General features: G+C 62.0%; 13 protein-coding genes. 10 read left to right on the top strand and 3 right to left on the bottom strand.

Annotation, left to right across the window (positions count from 1 at the left end; translation table 11 throughout):
* Nucleotides 1-4: 4 nt before the first annotated feature.
* From tssK to tagH, 3 genes are read right to left on the bottom strand one after another with little or no spacing between them, the layout of a single operon-like run.
* Nucleotides 5-1,339, bottom strand: a complete 1,335-nt coding sequence (tssK, locus tag ACDZ94_RS09175; RefSeq protein ID WP_221295908.1) for a type VI secretion system baseplate subunit TssK — start codon at nucleotides 1,337-1,339, stop codon at nucleotides 5-7.
* An 18-nt stretch (nucleotides 1,340-1,357) separates the two neighbouring features.
* Entirely contained in the window at nucleotides 1,358-1,867 is a 510-nt protein-coding gene (tssJ, locus tag ACDZ94_RS09170) for a type VI secretion system lipoprotein TssJ (RefSeq protein WP_064454744.1), read from the bottom strand.
* A 56-nt stretch (nucleotides 1,868-1,923) separates the two neighbouring features.
* On the bottom strand, nucleotides 1,924-3,243 hold the full coding sequence (gene tagH, locus ACDZ94_RS09165; protein WP_221295909.1) for a type VI secretion system-associated FHA domain protein TagH: 1,320 nt from the start codon (nucleotides 3,241-3,243) through the stop codon (nucleotides 1,924-1,926).
* 406 nt (nucleotides 3,244-3,649) lie between these two features.
* Between tagH and tssA the strand changes: the two genes are divergently transcribed.
* From tssA to ACDZ94_RS09115, 10 genes are all read left to right on the top strand, one after another.
* Nucleotides 3,650-4,669, top strand: a complete 1,020-nt coding sequence (tssA, locus tag ACDZ94_RS09160; protein WP_064454746.1) for a type VI secretion system protein TssA — start codon at nucleotides 3,650-3,652, stop codon at nucleotides 4,667-4,669.
* 54 nt (nucleotides 4,670-4,723) lie between these two features.
* Nucleotides 4,724-5,230 (top strand): type VI secretion system contractile sheath small subunit, encoded by a 507-nt coding sequence (gene tssB / locus ACDZ94_RS09155; protein ID WP_017135823.1) that lies wholly within the window; start codon nucleotides 4,724-4,726, stop codon nucleotides 5,228-5,230.
* A 2-nt stretch (nucleotides 5,231-5,232) separates the two neighbouring features.
* Nucleotides 5,233-6,729 (top strand): type VI secretion system contractile sheath large subunit, encoded by a 1,497-nt coding sequence (tssC, locus tag ACDZ94_RS09150; protein WP_064454748.1) that lies wholly within the window; start codon nucleotides 5,233-5,235, stop codon nucleotides 6,727-6,729.
* A gap of 171 nt (nucleotides 6,730-6,900) precedes the next feature.
* Nucleotides 6,901-7,389, top strand: a complete 489-nt coding sequence (locus ACDZ94_RS09145) for an Hcp family type VI secretion system effector (RefSeq protein WP_005792512.1) — start codon at nucleotides 6,901-6,903, stop codon at nucleotides 7,387-7,389.
* A gap of 93 nt (nucleotides 7,390-7,482) precedes the next feature.
* On the top strand, nucleotides 7,483-7,998 hold the full coding sequence (gene tssE, locus ACDZ94_RS09140; RefSeq protein ID WP_005792513.1) for a type VI secretion system baseplate subunit TssE: 516 nt from the start codon (nucleotides 7,483-7,485) through the stop codon (nucleotides 7,996-7,998).
* The gene (gene tssF / locus ACDZ94_RS09135; protein ID WP_262666579.1) at nucleotides 7,995-9,854 is read left to right on the top strand and encodes a type VI secretion system baseplate subunit TssF; all 1,860 of its coding nucleotides are present in this window, start codon (nucleotides 7,995-7,997) and stop codon (nucleotides 9,852-9,854) included. The genes tssE and tssF overlap by 4 nt, the downstream gene beginning before the upstream one ends.
* Complete coding sequence (gene tssG, locus ACDZ94_RS09130; RefSeq protein WP_221295911.1) at nucleotides 9,818-10,861, top strand: type VI secretion system baseplate subunit TssG; 1,044 nt, start codon at nucleotides 9,818-9,820, stop codon at nucleotides 10,859-10,861. Before tssF ends, tssG begins: the two co-directional genes overlap by 37 nt.
* Nucleotides 10,854-13,517 carry a type VI secretion system ATPase TssH gene (gene tssH, locus ACDZ94_RS09125; RefSeq protein ID WP_221295912.1) on the top strand — a complete coding sequence of 888 codons (2,664 nt, stop codon included), beginning with the start codon at nucleotides 10,854-10,856 and terminating at the stop codon, nucleotides 13,515-13,517. Before tssG ends, tssH begins: the two co-directional genes overlap by 8 nt.
* 186 nt (nucleotides 13,518-13,703) lie before the next feature.
* Nucleotides 13,704-15,644: a type VI secretion system Vgr family protein gene (locus tag ACDZ94_RS09120; protein WP_064454752.1), complete on the top strand. Its 1,941-nt coding sequence runs from the start codon at nucleotides 13,704-13,706 to the stop codon at nucleotides 15,642-15,644.
* Nucleotides 15,645-15,658: 14 nt separating this feature from the next.
* Nucleotides 15,659-16,093, top strand: a complete 435-nt coding sequence (locus ACDZ94_RS09115) for a DcrB-related protein (RefSeq protein ID WP_064454753.1) — start codon at nucleotides 15,659-15,661, stop codon at nucleotides 16,091-16,093.
* Nucleotides 16,094-16,098: the final 5 nt, after the last annotated feature.

The following is a 16,098-nucleotide window of genomic DNA, read 5'->3' as shown; positions in this document are numbered from 1 at the left end:
CGGATTATCCTCGGATCGCCCAGAAGGCCAGGTTCAAACCCGGGAACTGCCCGGCGATATGGAAGGCAAAACCGCCGGAGTTGTTCAGTTGCTGCCAGTGCTCGCTGCCCCGGTCCAACTCGTAATAGGTGCTGCCTGCGTGGTACGGGATCTGCCGTGGCGCCACCGGCAATGGCAGCAGGCCAATGCCCGGCAGTTGCAGGTTGACCATGTCGCGGATGTGTTCCACCGAACCAACCTTGCTCTGCTGGCCGAAGCGCGCGCGCAGGGTTTCGCCAGGCACGTCAGCGCGCACCACGAGGATGAAACTGGCGCTGTCGAGCAGGGTTTTATCAGCGAGCATCGCCACGTGGATGCCGTAGGCTTTCTCCACAATCGGAATCGGCGTGGCCTTGCTGTCGATCAGCATCGACAGCGCTTCACGCAGGGCCGCCATCACCGGGACGAAACTCAGGGCCAGGTCGTCGTGCTGGTATTGCGGGTATTCCTGGGGGCGACGGCCCGAGGTGGAGAAGGTGGAAAACTCCCCGGCCAGGCTCACCAGCTCGCTGAAAAAGCGTTCCGGGTGCAGCGGGCTCAACTGGCTGAAATGCTGGAGCAGCGGCTGTGCGCGGTTGACCAATTGCAGCAGCATGAAATCGGCAATCTCCGACGCGCCACCGGCGCCCGAGGCGACGACACGGCCAGCCAGGGCTTCGCCGCGCTGGTGCAGCAGGCCCAGCAATTCGCTGCGAAAGGCGCTCAGCGGTTTGCTCGCGGCCACGTCCAGAACCGGCGGAATGTAGGTGTCATCGAGGACCAGCGCGCGGTCAGCGCGTTTTTCCTTGATGCGTACCACGCCGATGGCAGCGTAATCGCTGATGCCATCTTGCGCGGTCAGCAAGCGCAGGGCACGGGAACCCACGGCCACCGGCGCGCGGTTTTCGAACGGCGCGTTGTCGTCACGAACTTCACGCACCTGGCTCACATAACGTGCGGCGCCAAGGTCTTCGCCCTCGTCGACGGTGTCACGGGCACCCGCGCGCTTGAGCGGCAAGGCCAGGTACACCAGGCCATCGCGCAGGTTATCGTCGATGTTCAGCGGGCTCGGCGCCAGGTCGTCCTGGGGGATATTGAACGGCGTGCCATCAGGCAACAGGCCGCGCGCCGAAACGATCGCCAGCTTGCCCTGCGCCAGCAGGCCTTGGTCGATCAGCAATTCGGAAAAGCCCCACGCGCCAGCGGATAACGGACGACTGCGGGCGTCGATCAGGTTTTCCAGATAACGGTCATGTTGCTGGAAGTGCTGCGTTCCAATGAACATGCCTTCCGACCAGACCACGCGATTGTTCCAGGACATGGGGGCTCCGATTGCTTCTTATTGGGCAGGGCTGGATGGGGGAACCACGACGTCGGCGCGCACGGCGCGCACATCGAGGCTGATCTGGTATTCGGTGTACTGGCGAGCCGGCACGTTGAGCACCGTGCGCCATTGCGCGCGGTCCAACTCGCGATAGCCCACCAGCAAACCGATTTGGCGTGTGGAGGGGTCGAGGTCGCGTTGAATGCTCAATTGCTGGCCGGGTTGGACCATCACTTCGTCCTGGTCCAACAGGTCCAGGCCGAGGGTGGATTGCGCGCGGTCAGCCAGCGCGAAGTAGTCGGAGCGGCTGAAGGTGGCGGCGTTTTTCAGTTCGAAGATGCGCACCCGCACCGGCGCTGCCAGGCCGTTGGCGCCGGGGTTGAGCCCGGTAATCGCGTGAAAGTGCAACTCGACGGCGGCGGTGTCCGCCTCGGCCTCGGCAACCGCCTGGGGTTTGGCGGCATCCTTGGCACACGCCGTCAGCAGCAACGCGGTGGCTGCTGCGAGTAAAAACCTGGGAATCATCCTGCGTCCTCAATGACGTACTTAGCTATCCGTTTTATCCATTACTGCGGCGCGATTTAGCGTCGCTGTCGTGCGCTGTGTTCTTCGTAGGCCCGGCTGAATTCGCGGCCGAACAGGTCCTGGAAATCTTCCTGGGCCTCGCGGGAAATATTGCTGTAAAGCTCGGTGAACTGCTGCCAGTACTGGGCCTGGCGCGAGCCGTTAAAAAGGCTCGACAGCCCGCCGGGCTTACCCATGCGCTCTTCCAGCTGTGCCGGCTCAAAACGCGTGAGCAGGTGTTTGATCGCCGCTTCCACACCGGCCATTACTGCCAGTTGGTGGGCGCGCAAGTCGTCGAAACTGTCGCGCACGGCGATGTCCGGCGCCATAAACGCTTGGTTACCGTGGCGAAGCAGCAGCAGTAAGGCTTCGTCGGCATTCGGCGCGAATTTCAACGGATTGTTTTCGGCTGGCCGGATCATCGTCTGCTGCATGCGGAACTCGCCCTTGAGGCTGGCACGGGCACGCAAGACGTCGATCAGGCCTTCGACCATCAGCCGGTAGCTGCGGCCGATGCTTTCCATTTGCGCGCAGGCGTCGGCTTTGTCGAGGCGCAGTTGGTCAAGGCCGGCGCCGCGCAGGAAGGCTTGCAGCAGGTCGGGCTGCTGGGTGTCCGGGGCGGCTGGCGGGAGGATCGGCGCAGGTGGCGGTTCGGGCGGCGCAACAGGCTGGGGGGCTGTGACGACAGGCGCTGGCGTGTCGCCAAACAGGTCCCAGTCTTCGGGAATGACTGAACCGGATACGACCGGCTTCTCGACCACCGGCACGGCCACCGGCGTCGGTGGACGGAAGTCGTGTTGCTCGGAGGGTACGTGGTCCGCCACAGTCGGCGGCGGTACGCTGGTCGGGGTGAGGAAGTCGAACAGATCCGGCAGCGTGTCCATCGACGAGGCGCCCTGGAACTGCGGCGCAATTGCCGGCGTCGGCGCAGGCGAGTTCACCACCGCCCCCATCAGCGCCTCAAAGCTGTTCGGCGAATCGCCAGCAAACAACTGGCTATCAACCGCTTGCACGTTGAAGTCGATACGCGCCTGGATTTCGTAATCGCCGATGCGGATCAGCTCACCATCTTGCAACGGCTCGCTGTTACCCCGGCGCATACGAATACCGGCGTTAACCAGCTCCACGCCGTTTGTACTGTTATCGGTTAAATAGTAACGGCCATCTTTGTATTGAATAACGCAGTGCTGCGAAGAGACAAGGCGCTCTGGGTCGGGCAATACCCAGTCATTATCGGAACTGCGGCCAATAGCCATCACGCCCTGATTCATGGACTTTTCAGGGCATTGCCCAGGGGTAATTTTGTGATAACTAGTGATAGTCAAACACAGCGACATCTTGCCTCCTTGCTGATACATCGCGCGCGGTCTATCCAGGGGCTACCCAAAGGGACCCGTCTTCCCGAGAGATCACCGCCAGGTCGTGCAAACGACCTTGAAAACCTGCTTTTGTCAGCATGATCGCTGATCTTACTCGGCCTCTATGACAAAAATCCTGCCTTGGGGCGCCGTTAGACCCGTCAGTCGCGCAGGGTGTTAAACACCGCACATCTGTCACAGAGGGCGAATAGCTTACCTTGACAAGGCGTAACTACTACACCAAAAATGCACAACTTCTTGAACATCGGTAGTGGCACATTAGTGGCACCGCTGCATATATGACCAAGAACCCATGCAAAGTTCATTACGCAACTATTGCATGAATTGCCCGATATCTAACGGGCCGATAGGGAGATCGAATCAAGTGGATGTGCCGTTGCTGCTCGCCGCCGTTTCCGCGACTTCGCCGTGTGGCGAAGACATGGAATATGACGCGGACTTTCTCCACCTGGAGCGTGCCGCCAAGGGCCAACCCGAGCGCAGCATGGGCGACTCCATCCTGCCCGCTGAACCGCCGGACTGGCGCAGCATCCAGCAGCAAAGCCTCGACTTGTTGCAGCGCAGCAAAGACCTGCGTATCACCCATTTTCTGCTGCAAAGCTCCCTCGCCCTGCAGGGTCCGGCCGGGCTGGCCGAAGTCCTCACGCTGATCAACGCGCTGCTGCGCGAATACTGGGCCGACCTGCACCCGCGCCTGGATGCCGACGACGATAACGACCCCACCGTGCGCATCAACGCCCTCTCGGGCTTGACCAGCGACGCGACCATTCGTCTGCTGCGCGAAAGCATCCTCACGCGCTCACGCACGTTCGGGCCGGTGAGCCTGCGCGCCGCGCTGAACGCCAGCGGCCTGATGAGTTTCCCCGATGAACAACTCGGCGCCCAGCAACTGAACGCCGCGTTCCTCGACAGCGACCCGGAACAACTGCAGGCCACCCACGACGCCCTGAGCGCTGCGCGTGCCGCCTGCGAAGCCATCGAACAACAGGTCAGCGACCAGGTCGGTTCGGCCCAGGGCGTGGACCTCAGCCTGTTGAAGCAACCGCTCAAGCAGGCGCTGCAAGTCCTCAACCAATTCGTACCGAATAGCGATACCAGCAGCGAGCCCGAGGCCGTCAGTGACGACAATGCCCCCTCGGTTGAATACGCCGCTGCCCCCGCCGCACCGCGCCCAACGGGTGACATCGCCAGCCGCGATGACGTGCTGCGCAGCCTCGACAAGATCCTTGCGTACTACACCCGGCACGAGCCTTCGAGCCCGCTGCCGGTGCTGTTGAACCGAGCGAAAAATCTGGTGCACGCCGATTTTGCGGCCATCGTGCGCAATCTGATTCCCGACGGCATGTCCCAATTTGAAAACCTGCGCGGCCCGGACGGCGAGTAAGCCGCTCGACTGTGCAGTAACAACACCGTCGCTCAAGCGACCAGGAGCAGCAACGTGGCGAAGCAAAGTTCTCAGAAATTCATCGCGCGCAACCGTGCGCCTCGAGTGCAGATCGAGTACGACGTCGAGCTTTACGGCGCCGAGAAAAAGGTCCAGCTGCCCTTCGTGATGGGCGTGATGGCCGACCTCGCCGGCAAGCCTGCCGAACCGCTCGCACCTGTGGCCGACCGCAAGTTCCTTGAAGTGGACGTCGATAACTTCGACTCGCGCCTCAAGGCCATGCAGCCGCGCGTGGCGTTCCATGTACCGAACGAGTTGACCGGCGAAGGCAACCTGAGCCTGGACATCACCTTCGAAAGCATGGACGACTTCAGCCCGGCCGCCGTGGCGCGCAAGGTCGACTCGCTCAAACAGCTGCTCGAAGCCCGCACCCAGCTCGCCAACCTGCTGACCTACATGGACGGCAAGACCGGCGCTGAAGAAATCATCATGAAAGCGATCAAGGACCCGGCATTGCTGCAGGCCCTTGCAAGCGCGCCTAAGCCGGCAGGGGACCAGTAATCATGACCGAGAATACCGTCCGCGAAGGCTCCCAGATCCTGGGCGCTACCGAAGAAGCCAGCGAGTTCGCGAACCTGCTGCTGCAAGAATTCAAACCCAAGACCGAACGTGCCCGCGAAGCCGTGGAAACCGCCGTGCGCACCCTGGCCGAACAGGCTCTGGCGCAGACGGACCTGGTGTCCAATGACGCGATCAAGTCGATTGAATCGATCATCGCCGCCATCGACGCCAAGCTGACCGCCCAGGTTAACCAGATCATCCATCACCAGGATTTCCAGCAACTGGAAAGCGCCTGGCGTGGCCTGCACTACCTGGTCAACAACACCGAGAGCGATGAGCAGCTGAAGATCCGCGTGCTCAACATCTCCAAGCCGGACCTGCACAAGACCCTGAAGAAATTCAAGGGCACTGCGTGGGACCAGAGCCCGATCTTCAAGAAGATGTACGAAGAAGAATACGGCCAGTTCGGCGGCGAACCCTACGGTTGCCTGGTGGGCGACTACTACTTCGACCAGTCGCCACCCGACGTGGAGCTGCTGGGCGAGCTGTCGAAAGTCTGCGCCGCCATGCACGCCCCATTCATCGCTGCGGCTTCGCCGACCGTGATGGGCATGGGCTCCTGGCAGGAACTGTCGAACCCGCGCGACCTGACCAAAATCTTCACCACCCCGGAATACGCCGGCTGGCGCTCGCTGCGTGAATCGGAAGACTCGCGCTACATCGGCCTGACCATGCCGCGCTTCCTGGCACGCCTGCCGTATGGCGCCAAGACCGACCCGGTGGAAGCCTTCGCCTTCGAAGAAAACACCGACGGTGCGGACAGCTCCAAGTACACCTGGGCCAACGCCGCGTACGCGATGGCGGTGAACATCAACCGTTCGTTCAAACACTACGGCTGGTGCTCGCGCATCCGTGGCGTGGAGTCCGGCGGTGAAGTGGAAAACCTGCCTGCTCACACGTTCCCGACCGATGACGGCGGCGTGGACATGAAGTGCCCGACCGAAATCGCCATCAGCGACCGCCGCGAAGCGGAACTGGCGAAGAACGGCTTCATGCCGCTGCTGCACAAGAAAAACACCGACTTCGCTGCCTTCATCGGCGCCCAGTCGTTGCAGAAACCGGCCGAATACGATGACCCGGACGCCACCGCCAACGCCAACCTGGCCGCGCGCCTGCCGTACCTGTTCGCCACCTGCCGTTTCGCTCACTACTTGAAGTGCATCGTGCGCGACAAGATCGGTTCCTTCAAAGAGAAGGACGAGATGCAGCGCTGGTTGCAGGACTGGATCCTCAACTACGTCGACGGCGACCCGGCGCACTCCACCGAAACCACCAAGGCCCAGCACCCGTTGGCAGCTGCCGAAGTGATCGTGGAAGACGTCGAAGGCAACCCGGGTTACTACAACTCGAAGTTCTACCTGCGCCCGCACTATCAGCTTGAAGGGCTGACCGTGTCGCTGCGCCTGGTATCGAAACTGCCTTCGGCGAAAAGCGCATAAGTAAAAGCGAACTCGCTCTACTGTGGGAGCCGGGCTTGCCCGCGATTCAGGCGACGCGGTCTGTCAGTCAGACCGCGTTGATGCGATCGCAGGCAAGCCTGCTCCCACAGAAAAGCACTGCCCCATTGGCGGTAACCAAATCGAGTGGCGCACGCCACACAGGGAGAAAACATGGCTGTTGATATTTTCATCAAGATCGGCGACATCAAGGGCGAGTCCATGGACAAAGCCCACAAGGACGAAATCGACGTGCTGAACTGGAGCTGGGGCATGGCCCAGTCCGGCAACATGCATGTTGGCGGTGGCGGCGGCGCAGGCAAGGTGAATATCCAGGACCTGTCGCTGACCAAGTACGTCGACAAGGCGTCGCCGAACCTGATGATGCACTGCGCCAGCGGCAAGCACATCGACAAGGTCAAGCTGACCGTGCGCAAGGCCGGTGGTGAAAGCCAGGTCGAGTACATGGTGATCAACCTGGAAGAAGTGCTGGTCACTTCCCTGAGCACCGGCGGCTCGGGCACTGATGATCGCCTGACCGAAAACGTCACCCTCAACTTCGCCCAGGTGATGGTCGACTACCAGCCGCAGAAAGCCGACGGCACCAAAGACGGCGGCGCGATCAAGTTTGGCTGGAACATCCGTTCCAACACCAAACGCTGATAGCCCTGGAGGCCGTGGCCCTGCGCTACGGCCCCTGGCACCTGCCCCGCTGCAAAACCGTCCCCCTCACAACCCGTCCGTGGAGCTGCTTTGGTGGTAACTGAAATCGCTTCCCGCGACCGTCTGCAACCGTCCTTGCTGGACCGGCTGACCGACGACGACCCAACCAACCCCAAGGAAAGCGCCGACAAACGCGTGCTGTCCCTGACCCAATTGAAAGCCTCGGTTCTGCGCGACCTGGCGTGGCTGCTCAACACCACGTCGTTGCTGGATGCCGATGCCACGCTGCACACCCCGGCCGGTACGTCGGTGGTCAATTACGGCCTGCCGGCACTGGCGGGCAACAGCGTTTCCAGCGTCGACATTAAAGCCCTGGAAGCCCTGATCTACCAGGCAATCGCCACCTTTGAGCCACGTATTCTGCGCCACACCCTGCGCGTCAAAGCCCGCGTCGGCCATGGCGAGATGAACCACAACGCCCTGAGTTTCGAGATCGAAGGCGACCTGTGGGCACAGCCGGTGCCGTTGCGCCTGTTGCTGCAAACCGACCTCGACCTGGAGTCCGGCCATGTGCGCGTGGTGAATGCCGACCAGCGGAGGCGCCCATGAACCCGCGCCTGCTGGAGCTGTACAACCAGGAACTGCACCACGTGCGCGAAAGCGCCGCCGAGTTCGCCAAGGAATACCCGAAGATCGCCAGTCGGCTGACCCTGTCCGGTATGGACTGCGCCGACCCTTACGTCGAACGCTTGCTCGAGGGTTTTGCCTACCTCACGGCGCGCGTACAGCTCAAGCTCGACGCCGAGTACCCGACCTTCACCCATAACCTGCTGGAAATCGCCTACCCGCACTACCTGGCGCCGACGCCGTCGATGACCGTGGTGCAATTGCAGACCGACCCCGACGAAGGCTCGCTGGCCAGCGGCTTCCCGCTGCCCCGCGACACGGTTTTGCGGGCCGCACTGGGCCGCGAAACCCAGACCTGCTGCGAGTACCGCACCGCACACCCGGTGACGTTGTGGCCGTTGCAGGTCAGCGGCGCCGAGTACTTCGGCAACCCCGCCGCCGTACTCGGGCGCCTGGCTGCCAGCGAGCCGAAAGCCAAGGCTGGCTTGCGCCTGACCCTGCGCACCGGCGCCGAGTTGGCGTTCAACAGCCTCGACCTCGACAGCCTGCCGCTGTACCTCAGCGGCGCCGATGAGCAACCGTTTCGCCTCTACGAACAATTGCTCGGCAACGCCTGCGCGGTGTTTGCACGCAAGCCCGGCGGTGACTGGGTTGAACGCCTGCCGCAAGACGCGCTGCGTTCACGGGGTTTTGACGATGCCGACGCGGCCATGCCGGTGGTGGCGCGCGCGTTTCAGGGCTACCGGTTGTTGCAGGAATATTTCGCCCTGCCCCATCGCTTCCTGTTCGTCGAGTTCGCCGAACTGGGCCGCGCAGTCAAACGCTGCGACGGCCAGGAGCTGGAACTGATCGTGTTGTTCGACCGCTACGAACCGAGCCTGGAAGGCAGTGTCGGCGCGGCGCAGTTCATGCCGTTCTGCACGCCGGCGATCAACCTGTTCCCGAAACGCGTGGACCGTATCCACCTGTCTGACCGCGTCAACGAACACCATGTAATCGCTGACCGCACCCGGCCGATGGATTTCGAGATTCACTCGCTGAGCGGCATCACTGGGCACGGCACGGGGCCGGAGCAACCGTTTCTGCCGTTCTACGCGGTGCGCGACCCATCGCGCTATGGTCGCGACAAAGCGTATTACACCGTACGCCGTGAACCACGCGTACTGTCCAGCGACCAACGCCGCAACGGCCCGCGCTCCACCTATGTGGGCAGCGAAACCTTCGTCAGCCTGGTTGACAGCCAGCAAGCGCCGTACCGCCACGACCTGCGCCAACTCGGCGTGACCGCACTGTGCACCAACCGCGATTTGCCGCTGTTCATGAGTACGGGTAACGGCAAGACCGACTTCACCTTGGCCGACAGCGCGCCTGTGTTGTCTGTGCGCTGTGTGGCCGGCCCGAGCCGCCCGCGCGCCAGCCATGCCCACGACGCCAAGGCCTGGCGCCTGATCAGCCAGTTGTCGCTCAATTACTTGTCGCTGAGCGAGCAAGGCCAGGGCGCCGGCGCCTTGCGCGAACTGCTGCGTCTGTACGGCGATAGCAATGACGCTGCCCTGCAATTGCAGATCGAAGGCCTGCGCGAAGTCAGCAGCAAAGCCGTGACCCGGCGCTTGCCGATGCCTGGCCCGATCGTGTTTGGCCGCGGCTTGGAAATCACCCTGGAATTTGATGAAAACGCGTTTCGCGGCACCGGCGTGTTCCTGCTCGGTGCGGTGCTGGAACGCTTTCTGGCACGTTACGTGTCGATCAACAGTTTTACCGAGACGGTGATCCGTACCACCGAACGCGGCGAGATCATGCGATGGAAAGCCAAGCCCGGGCGTCGTCCGACCCTGTGAACACACTGGATGCGATGCATCAGGAGCCCTGGGAATACGATTTCTTCCAGGCGCTGCGGCGTATCGAGTGCGAGTCGCCAGAGCTGCCGCGCCTGGGCCATTCCCTGCGCCTGGCGGATGACCCGTTGCGTCTGGGGCAGCAAGCCGATTGCACCTTCGCCCCGGCCACCTTGGCCTCGGTCGATCCCGGCGGCGACGGTAAGCCTGCGCGACTGGAACAGTTCTTCTTCGGCCTCGGCGGCCCCAACGGCCCGTTGCCGCTGCACATCACCGAGTACGTGCGCGAGCGTCAGCGCAACAACGCCGACAGCACCAGCAAACAGTTTTTGGATGTGTTCCACCATCGCCTGCTCAGCCTGTTTTACCGGGCCTGGGCCGAAGCGCGGCCGACGGTCAGCCACGACCGACCGGACGATGATTACTGGTCGGCACGCCTGGCAGCACTGAGCGGCCGAGGAATGCCGAGCCTGCTGAATCAGGGGCTGATTCCCGATACGGCGAAGCTGCATTATAGCGGCCACTTGTCGGCACAGACCCGCTACCCGGACGGTTTGAAGGCGATCCTCAGCGAATACTTCGGCTTGCCGGTTGAGATTGAAGAATACGTCGGCCAGTGGCTGGAACTGCCCGAGCGCAGCCGCGTCAGTGTCAGCGCCAACCAACTGGGCGTGGACTTTTGCCTGGGCAGCCACGTGTGGGACCGCCAGCATAAGTTCCGCATCCGCCTGGGCCCGCTCAAGCTGGATGACTACATGGGCATGCTGCCTGGCAGCCAGCCATTCAACGAGCTGGTGGCGTGGGTGGCCGAGTACCTGGGCCATGAATTGGACTGGGACTTGAACCTGGTTTTGCAACAACCTGAAGTCCCGAAGCTGCAGCTTAACGGCCAGTTCCGCCTGGGCTTCAACACATGGCTCGGCTGCCCCGCGCACGACGCCAACGACCTAATCCTGGCCCGGCATTACGCCGATCACGCCACCACCTCAAGGAATCCAGAGCATGGGTGAAATCAGTCGCGCCGCACTGTTCGGCAAACTCAACAGCGTGGCCTACAAGGCCATCGAAGCCGCCACCGTGTTCTGCAAACTGCGGGGCAACCCGTACGTGGAACTGGCTCACTGGTTTCACCAACTGCTGCAGTTGCAGGACTCGGATCTGCACCGCATTGTTCGCCAGTTCAACGTGGAGCCGGCGCGCCTGGCCCGCGACCTGACCGAAGCCCTGGACCGCCTGCCGCGCGGCTCGACGTCAATCACTGACCTGTCGTCCCACGTGGAAGAAGCCGTGGAACGCGGCTGGGTTTACGGCAGCCTGATGTTCGGCGAGAGCCAGGTGCGCACCGGTTACCTGGTGCTCGGTATTCTCAAGACGCCGAGCCTGCGCAATGCGCTGCTGGGCTTGTCTTCCGAGTTCAACAAGATCAAGGCCGACACCCTGAGCGAACGCTTTGACGAATACGTCGGCGACTCGCCGGAAAACGCCCTCAGTGCCAGCGACGGTTTTAACGCCGGTGCAGTCCCGGGCGAGGCCAGTGGGGCCATGGCGCCGAGCGCGATGGGCAAGCAGGAAGCGCTCAAGCGCTTTACCGTCGACCTGACCGAACAGGCCCGCAGCGGCAAGCTCGACCCGATCGTTGGGCGTGATGAAGAGATCCGCCAACTGGTGGACATCCTGATGCGTCGGCGCCAGAACAACCCGATCCTCACCGGTGAAGCCGGTGTGGGCAAAACTGCCGTGGTCGAAGGTTTCGCCCTGCGCATCGTCGCCGGTGACGTGCCGCCCGCACTCAAAGACGTGGAGCTGCGCAGCCTCGACGTGGGCCTGTTGCAAGCCGGCGCCAGCATGAAAGGCGAGTTCGAACAGCGCCTGCGCCAAGTCATCGAAGACGTGCAGGCCTCGCCCAAACCGATCATCCTGTTTATCGACGAAGCCCACACCCTGGTGGGTGCCGGTGGCGCTGCCGGGACCGGTGACGCAGCAAACCTGCTCAAGCCCGCCCTCGCCCGTGGCACCTTGCGCACCGTAGCCGCCACGACCTGGGCCGAGTACAAAAAACACATCGAAAAAGACCCGGCGCTGACCCGCCGCTTCCAAGTGGTGCAAGTCGCCGAGCCGTCGGAAGACAAGGCGCTGCTGATGATGCGCGGCGTGGCCTCGACCATGGAAAAACACCATCAGGTGCAGATCCTCGATGAGGCCCTGGAAGCCTCGGTGAAGCTGTCGCACCGCTACATTCCCGCCCGCCAGTTACCGGATAAATCCGTGAGCCTGCTGGACACCGCCTGCGCCCGTGTTGCCATCAGCCTGCACGCGGTGCCCGCCGAAGTGGACGACAGCCGCCGCCGTATCGAAGCGCTGGAAACCGAGCTGCAAATCATCGCCCGCGAGCATGCCATCGGCATCGTGATTGGCGCGCGCCAAAGCAACAGCGAAGCCTTGCTGAGCGCTGAACGTGAACGCCTCGCGACGTTGGAAAGCCGCTGGGCCGAAGAGAAAGCGCTGGTGGATGAGCTGCTCGCCACTCGCGCAACGCTGCGTGAGAAAGTCGGTGAAGTCGACAGCGGTAACGATGCATTGCGCGCACAGCTGGTGGACCTGCAACAACGCCTCACCGCCCTGCAAGGCGAAACCCCGCTGATCCTGCCGACCGTGGATTACCAGGCTGTGGCCTCGGTGGTCGCCGACTGGACCGGCATTCCAGTGGGCCGCATGGCGCGCAACGAACTGGAGACGGTGCTTAACCTCGACCAGCACCTGAAAAAACGCATCATCGGCCAGGACCACGCCCTGCAGATGATCGCCAAGCGCATCCAGACCTCTCGCGCCGGTCTCGACAACCCGAGCAAGCCGATTGGCGTGTTCATGCTCGCCGGCACGTCCGGCGTGGGCAAGACCGAAACCGCCCTGGCCCTGGCCGAAGCCATGTACGGCGGTGAGCAGAACGTGATCACCATCAACATGAGCGAGTTCCAGGAAGCCCACACCGTGTCGACCCTCAAGGGCGCGCCACCGGGCTATATCGGCTACGGCGAAGGCGGCGTGCTGACCGAAGCGGTACGGCGCAAACCCTACAGTGTGGTGCTGCTGGACGAGGTGGAAAAAGCCCACCCGGACGTGCATGAAATCTTCTTCCAGGTGTTCGACAAGGGCGTGATGGAAGACGGTGAAGGCCGCGTGATCGACTTCAAGAACACGCTGATCCTGCTGACCACCAACGCCGGCACCGAACTGATCTCCCGCGTCTGCAAAGACCCGGCGAACATGCCCGAGCCGGAAGAGATCGCCAAGGCGTTGCGCCAGCCGTTGCTGGAGATTTTCCCGCCGGCACTGCTGGGCCGTTTGGTGACGATCCCTTACTACCCGCTGAGCGACGAGATGCTCAAGGCAATCACCCGCCTGCAACTCAACCGCATCAAAAAGCGCGTGGAGAATACGCACAAAGTTGCCTTCGACTACGACGACGCGGTGGTCGACTTGATCGTCTCGCGCTGCACCGAAACCGAAAGCGGCGGGCGCATGATCGACACCATCCTCACCAACAGCCTGTTGCCGGACATGAGCCGTGAATTCCTCACGCGCATGCTTGAAGGCAAGGCACTGGCGGGTGTGCGCATCAGCAGCCGGGACAATGAATTGCACTACGACTTCAACGACGCCGATTGACCTGGCGAAATGCGATCACAATTGTGGGAGGGGGCTGTGTGGGAGCCGGGCTTGCCCGCGATAGCATCACCGAGGTGTGTCTGGCACACCTCGGTGATGCTATCGCAGGCAAGCCAGCTCCCACACAAGGCAGCGCCCACAGTGGATTCGGTTTCTTCAGCTATTAAGTCATTTACGGGTTAACCGATGCTATTCAACCAAGCCTCACGCCTGGCCAAGATCACCAGCCCCCTCGGGCCGGATGTGCTGTTGCTCAATGAAATGGGGGGCGGCGAAGAGCTGGGCAGGTTGTTCAACTATGAGCTGCAACTGACGTCGCTCGACGCCAACATCGACCTCAACCAGCTGCTGGGCAAGCCGATGAGCGTGGGGGTGCAACTGGCGGACGGTGGCGAGCGGCATTTCCACGGCATCGTCGCGCGGTGCAGCCAGAACATCGACCAGGGCCAGTTCGCCAGTTACCAGGTGACGCTGCGCCCATGGTTCTGGCTGCTGAGCCGCACCTCGGACTGCCGGATTTTCCAGAACCTGAGCATCCCGCAGATCATCAAGCAGGTGTTTCGCGACCTGGGTTTTTCCGACTTCGAAGACGCCCTGAGCCGCCCGTACCGCGAGTGGGAATACTGCGTGCAGTACCGCGAAACCAGCTTTGATTTCGTCAGCCGCTTGATGGAACAGGAAGGCATTTACTACTTCTTCCGCCATGAACAGGACCGCCATGTGCTGGTGCTGGCTGACGCCTACGGCGCCCATACCACGGTGCCGGGCTACGCGTCGATTCCGTACTACCCCAAGGATGAGCAGCAGCGCGAACGCGACCATATGCACAACTGGCACCTGGCCCACGAGGTGCAACCGGGGTCGCTGGAGCTGAACGACTACGACTTCCAGCGCCCCAGCGCCAGCATCGACGTGCGCTCGGCGATGCCGCGCCCGCACACTGCCGGCGACTACCCGCTGTACGACTACCCCGGCACTTATGTGCAAAGTGAAGACGGCGAACACTACGCGCGCACCCGCATCGAAGCCCTGCAAACCCTGCATGAGCAGATCGAGTTCAGCGGCAACGCGCGCGGCCTCGGTGCGGGCCACTTGTTCAGCCTCACCGGCTTCAGCCGCCAGGACCAGAACCGCGAATACCTGATCGTCGGTTGCCGTTACTACATCGTCCAGGAAAGCCTGGAAAGCGGCGGCGGCTCGGGCTCGGCGCAATTCGAAAGTAGCCTTACCTGTATCGATGCCCAACAAAGCTTTCGACCTTTAGCCAGCACGCACCGGCCCATTGTCAAAGGCCCGCAGACTGCACTCGTGGTCGGCCCCAAAGGTGAAGAAATCTGGACCGACCAGTATGGCCGCGTAAAGGTGCACTTCTACTGGGACCGCCATGACCAATCCAACGAAAACAGCTCGTGCTGGATTCGTGTATCGCAATCCTGGGCCGGTAAGAACTGGGGCTCGATGCAGATCCCGCGGATCGGCCAGGAAGTGATCGTGAGCTTTCTGGAAGGAGACCCGGACCGGCCGATCATTACCGGCCGGGTATACAACGCCGAGCAGACGGTGCCTTACGACCTGCCGGAGAATGCCACCCAGAGCGGCATGAAAAGTCGCTCCAGCAAGGGCGGCACCCCAGCCAACTTCAATGAAATCCGCATGGAGGACAAGAAGGGTCTGGAGCAGTTGTATATCCATGCCGAGCGCAATCAGGACATCGTGGTGGAAGTGGATGAAAGCCACTCCGTCGGGCATGACCGCAACAAGAGCATCGGGCATAACGAGACGGTGACCATCGGGAATAACCGTACGCGCATCGTCAAGCAGCAGGACGTTCTCTTGGTCGGCCAGAGGAAGACCGACAGCATCAGCCAGAGCTACATCATCGAAGTGGGTGAAAACCTACGCCTGGTCTGCGGCAAAAGCATCCTGGAGCTGAACGCCAGTGGGCAGATCAACCTCACCGGCGTGAATATCAGCTTCTATGCCAGCGGCGATGCCGAGTTCAACACCGGCGGCGTACTGCATCTGAACAACGACCACGGCCCCGGCGCCACGCCCGATGGCCAGGGCATCAAAAAAAGCATCGACGCCAATATTAAAGCCGTCTTCCCCGCGCCTAAAAGCTCCTGACGAGACCGTTTGCCATGACGTACCGAATCAACGAATTCCAGTTCCAACTGCCTGCGGGCGAGCTGCAAGACGCGTCGATCAATATCCTCAAGTTCCCTGAGCTGGGCACCTCCTTGATCATCAGCCGCAGCTTCCTCACCGACGGCGAAACCCTGCACAGCAACTTCGACGACCAGCTCAAGCGCCTGGAAAAACAGGTGCAGGACTTGCGCTGCCAACCGAGCGTGACCGTGCGTTTGGGCGCCGCCCAAGAGGTGGAAGGCATTGAGCTGCGCAGCCAGTTCAACAAGGGCAATGACAAGGTGTTCCAGTACCAGCTGGCGCTGGTGCTGCCGGGCACGCGCAAGATGCTCGCCTTGAGTTATGTGAAGGCTGACACGCTTGGTGATGCGGAAGCGGCGCATTGGGCGACGATTAAAAATTCGCTGTCGTTCGACGCTATTTCTTGATGAGC

The organism is Pseudomonas sp. UBT (genome assembly GCF_050915955.1).
Taxonomy (GTDB): domain Bacteria; phylum Pseudomonadota; class Gammaproteobacteria; order Pseudomonadales; family Pseudomonadaceae; genus Aquipseudomonas; species Aquipseudomonas antarctica_A.
This window is presented reverse-complemented; position numbering and strand designations above follow the sequence as displayed.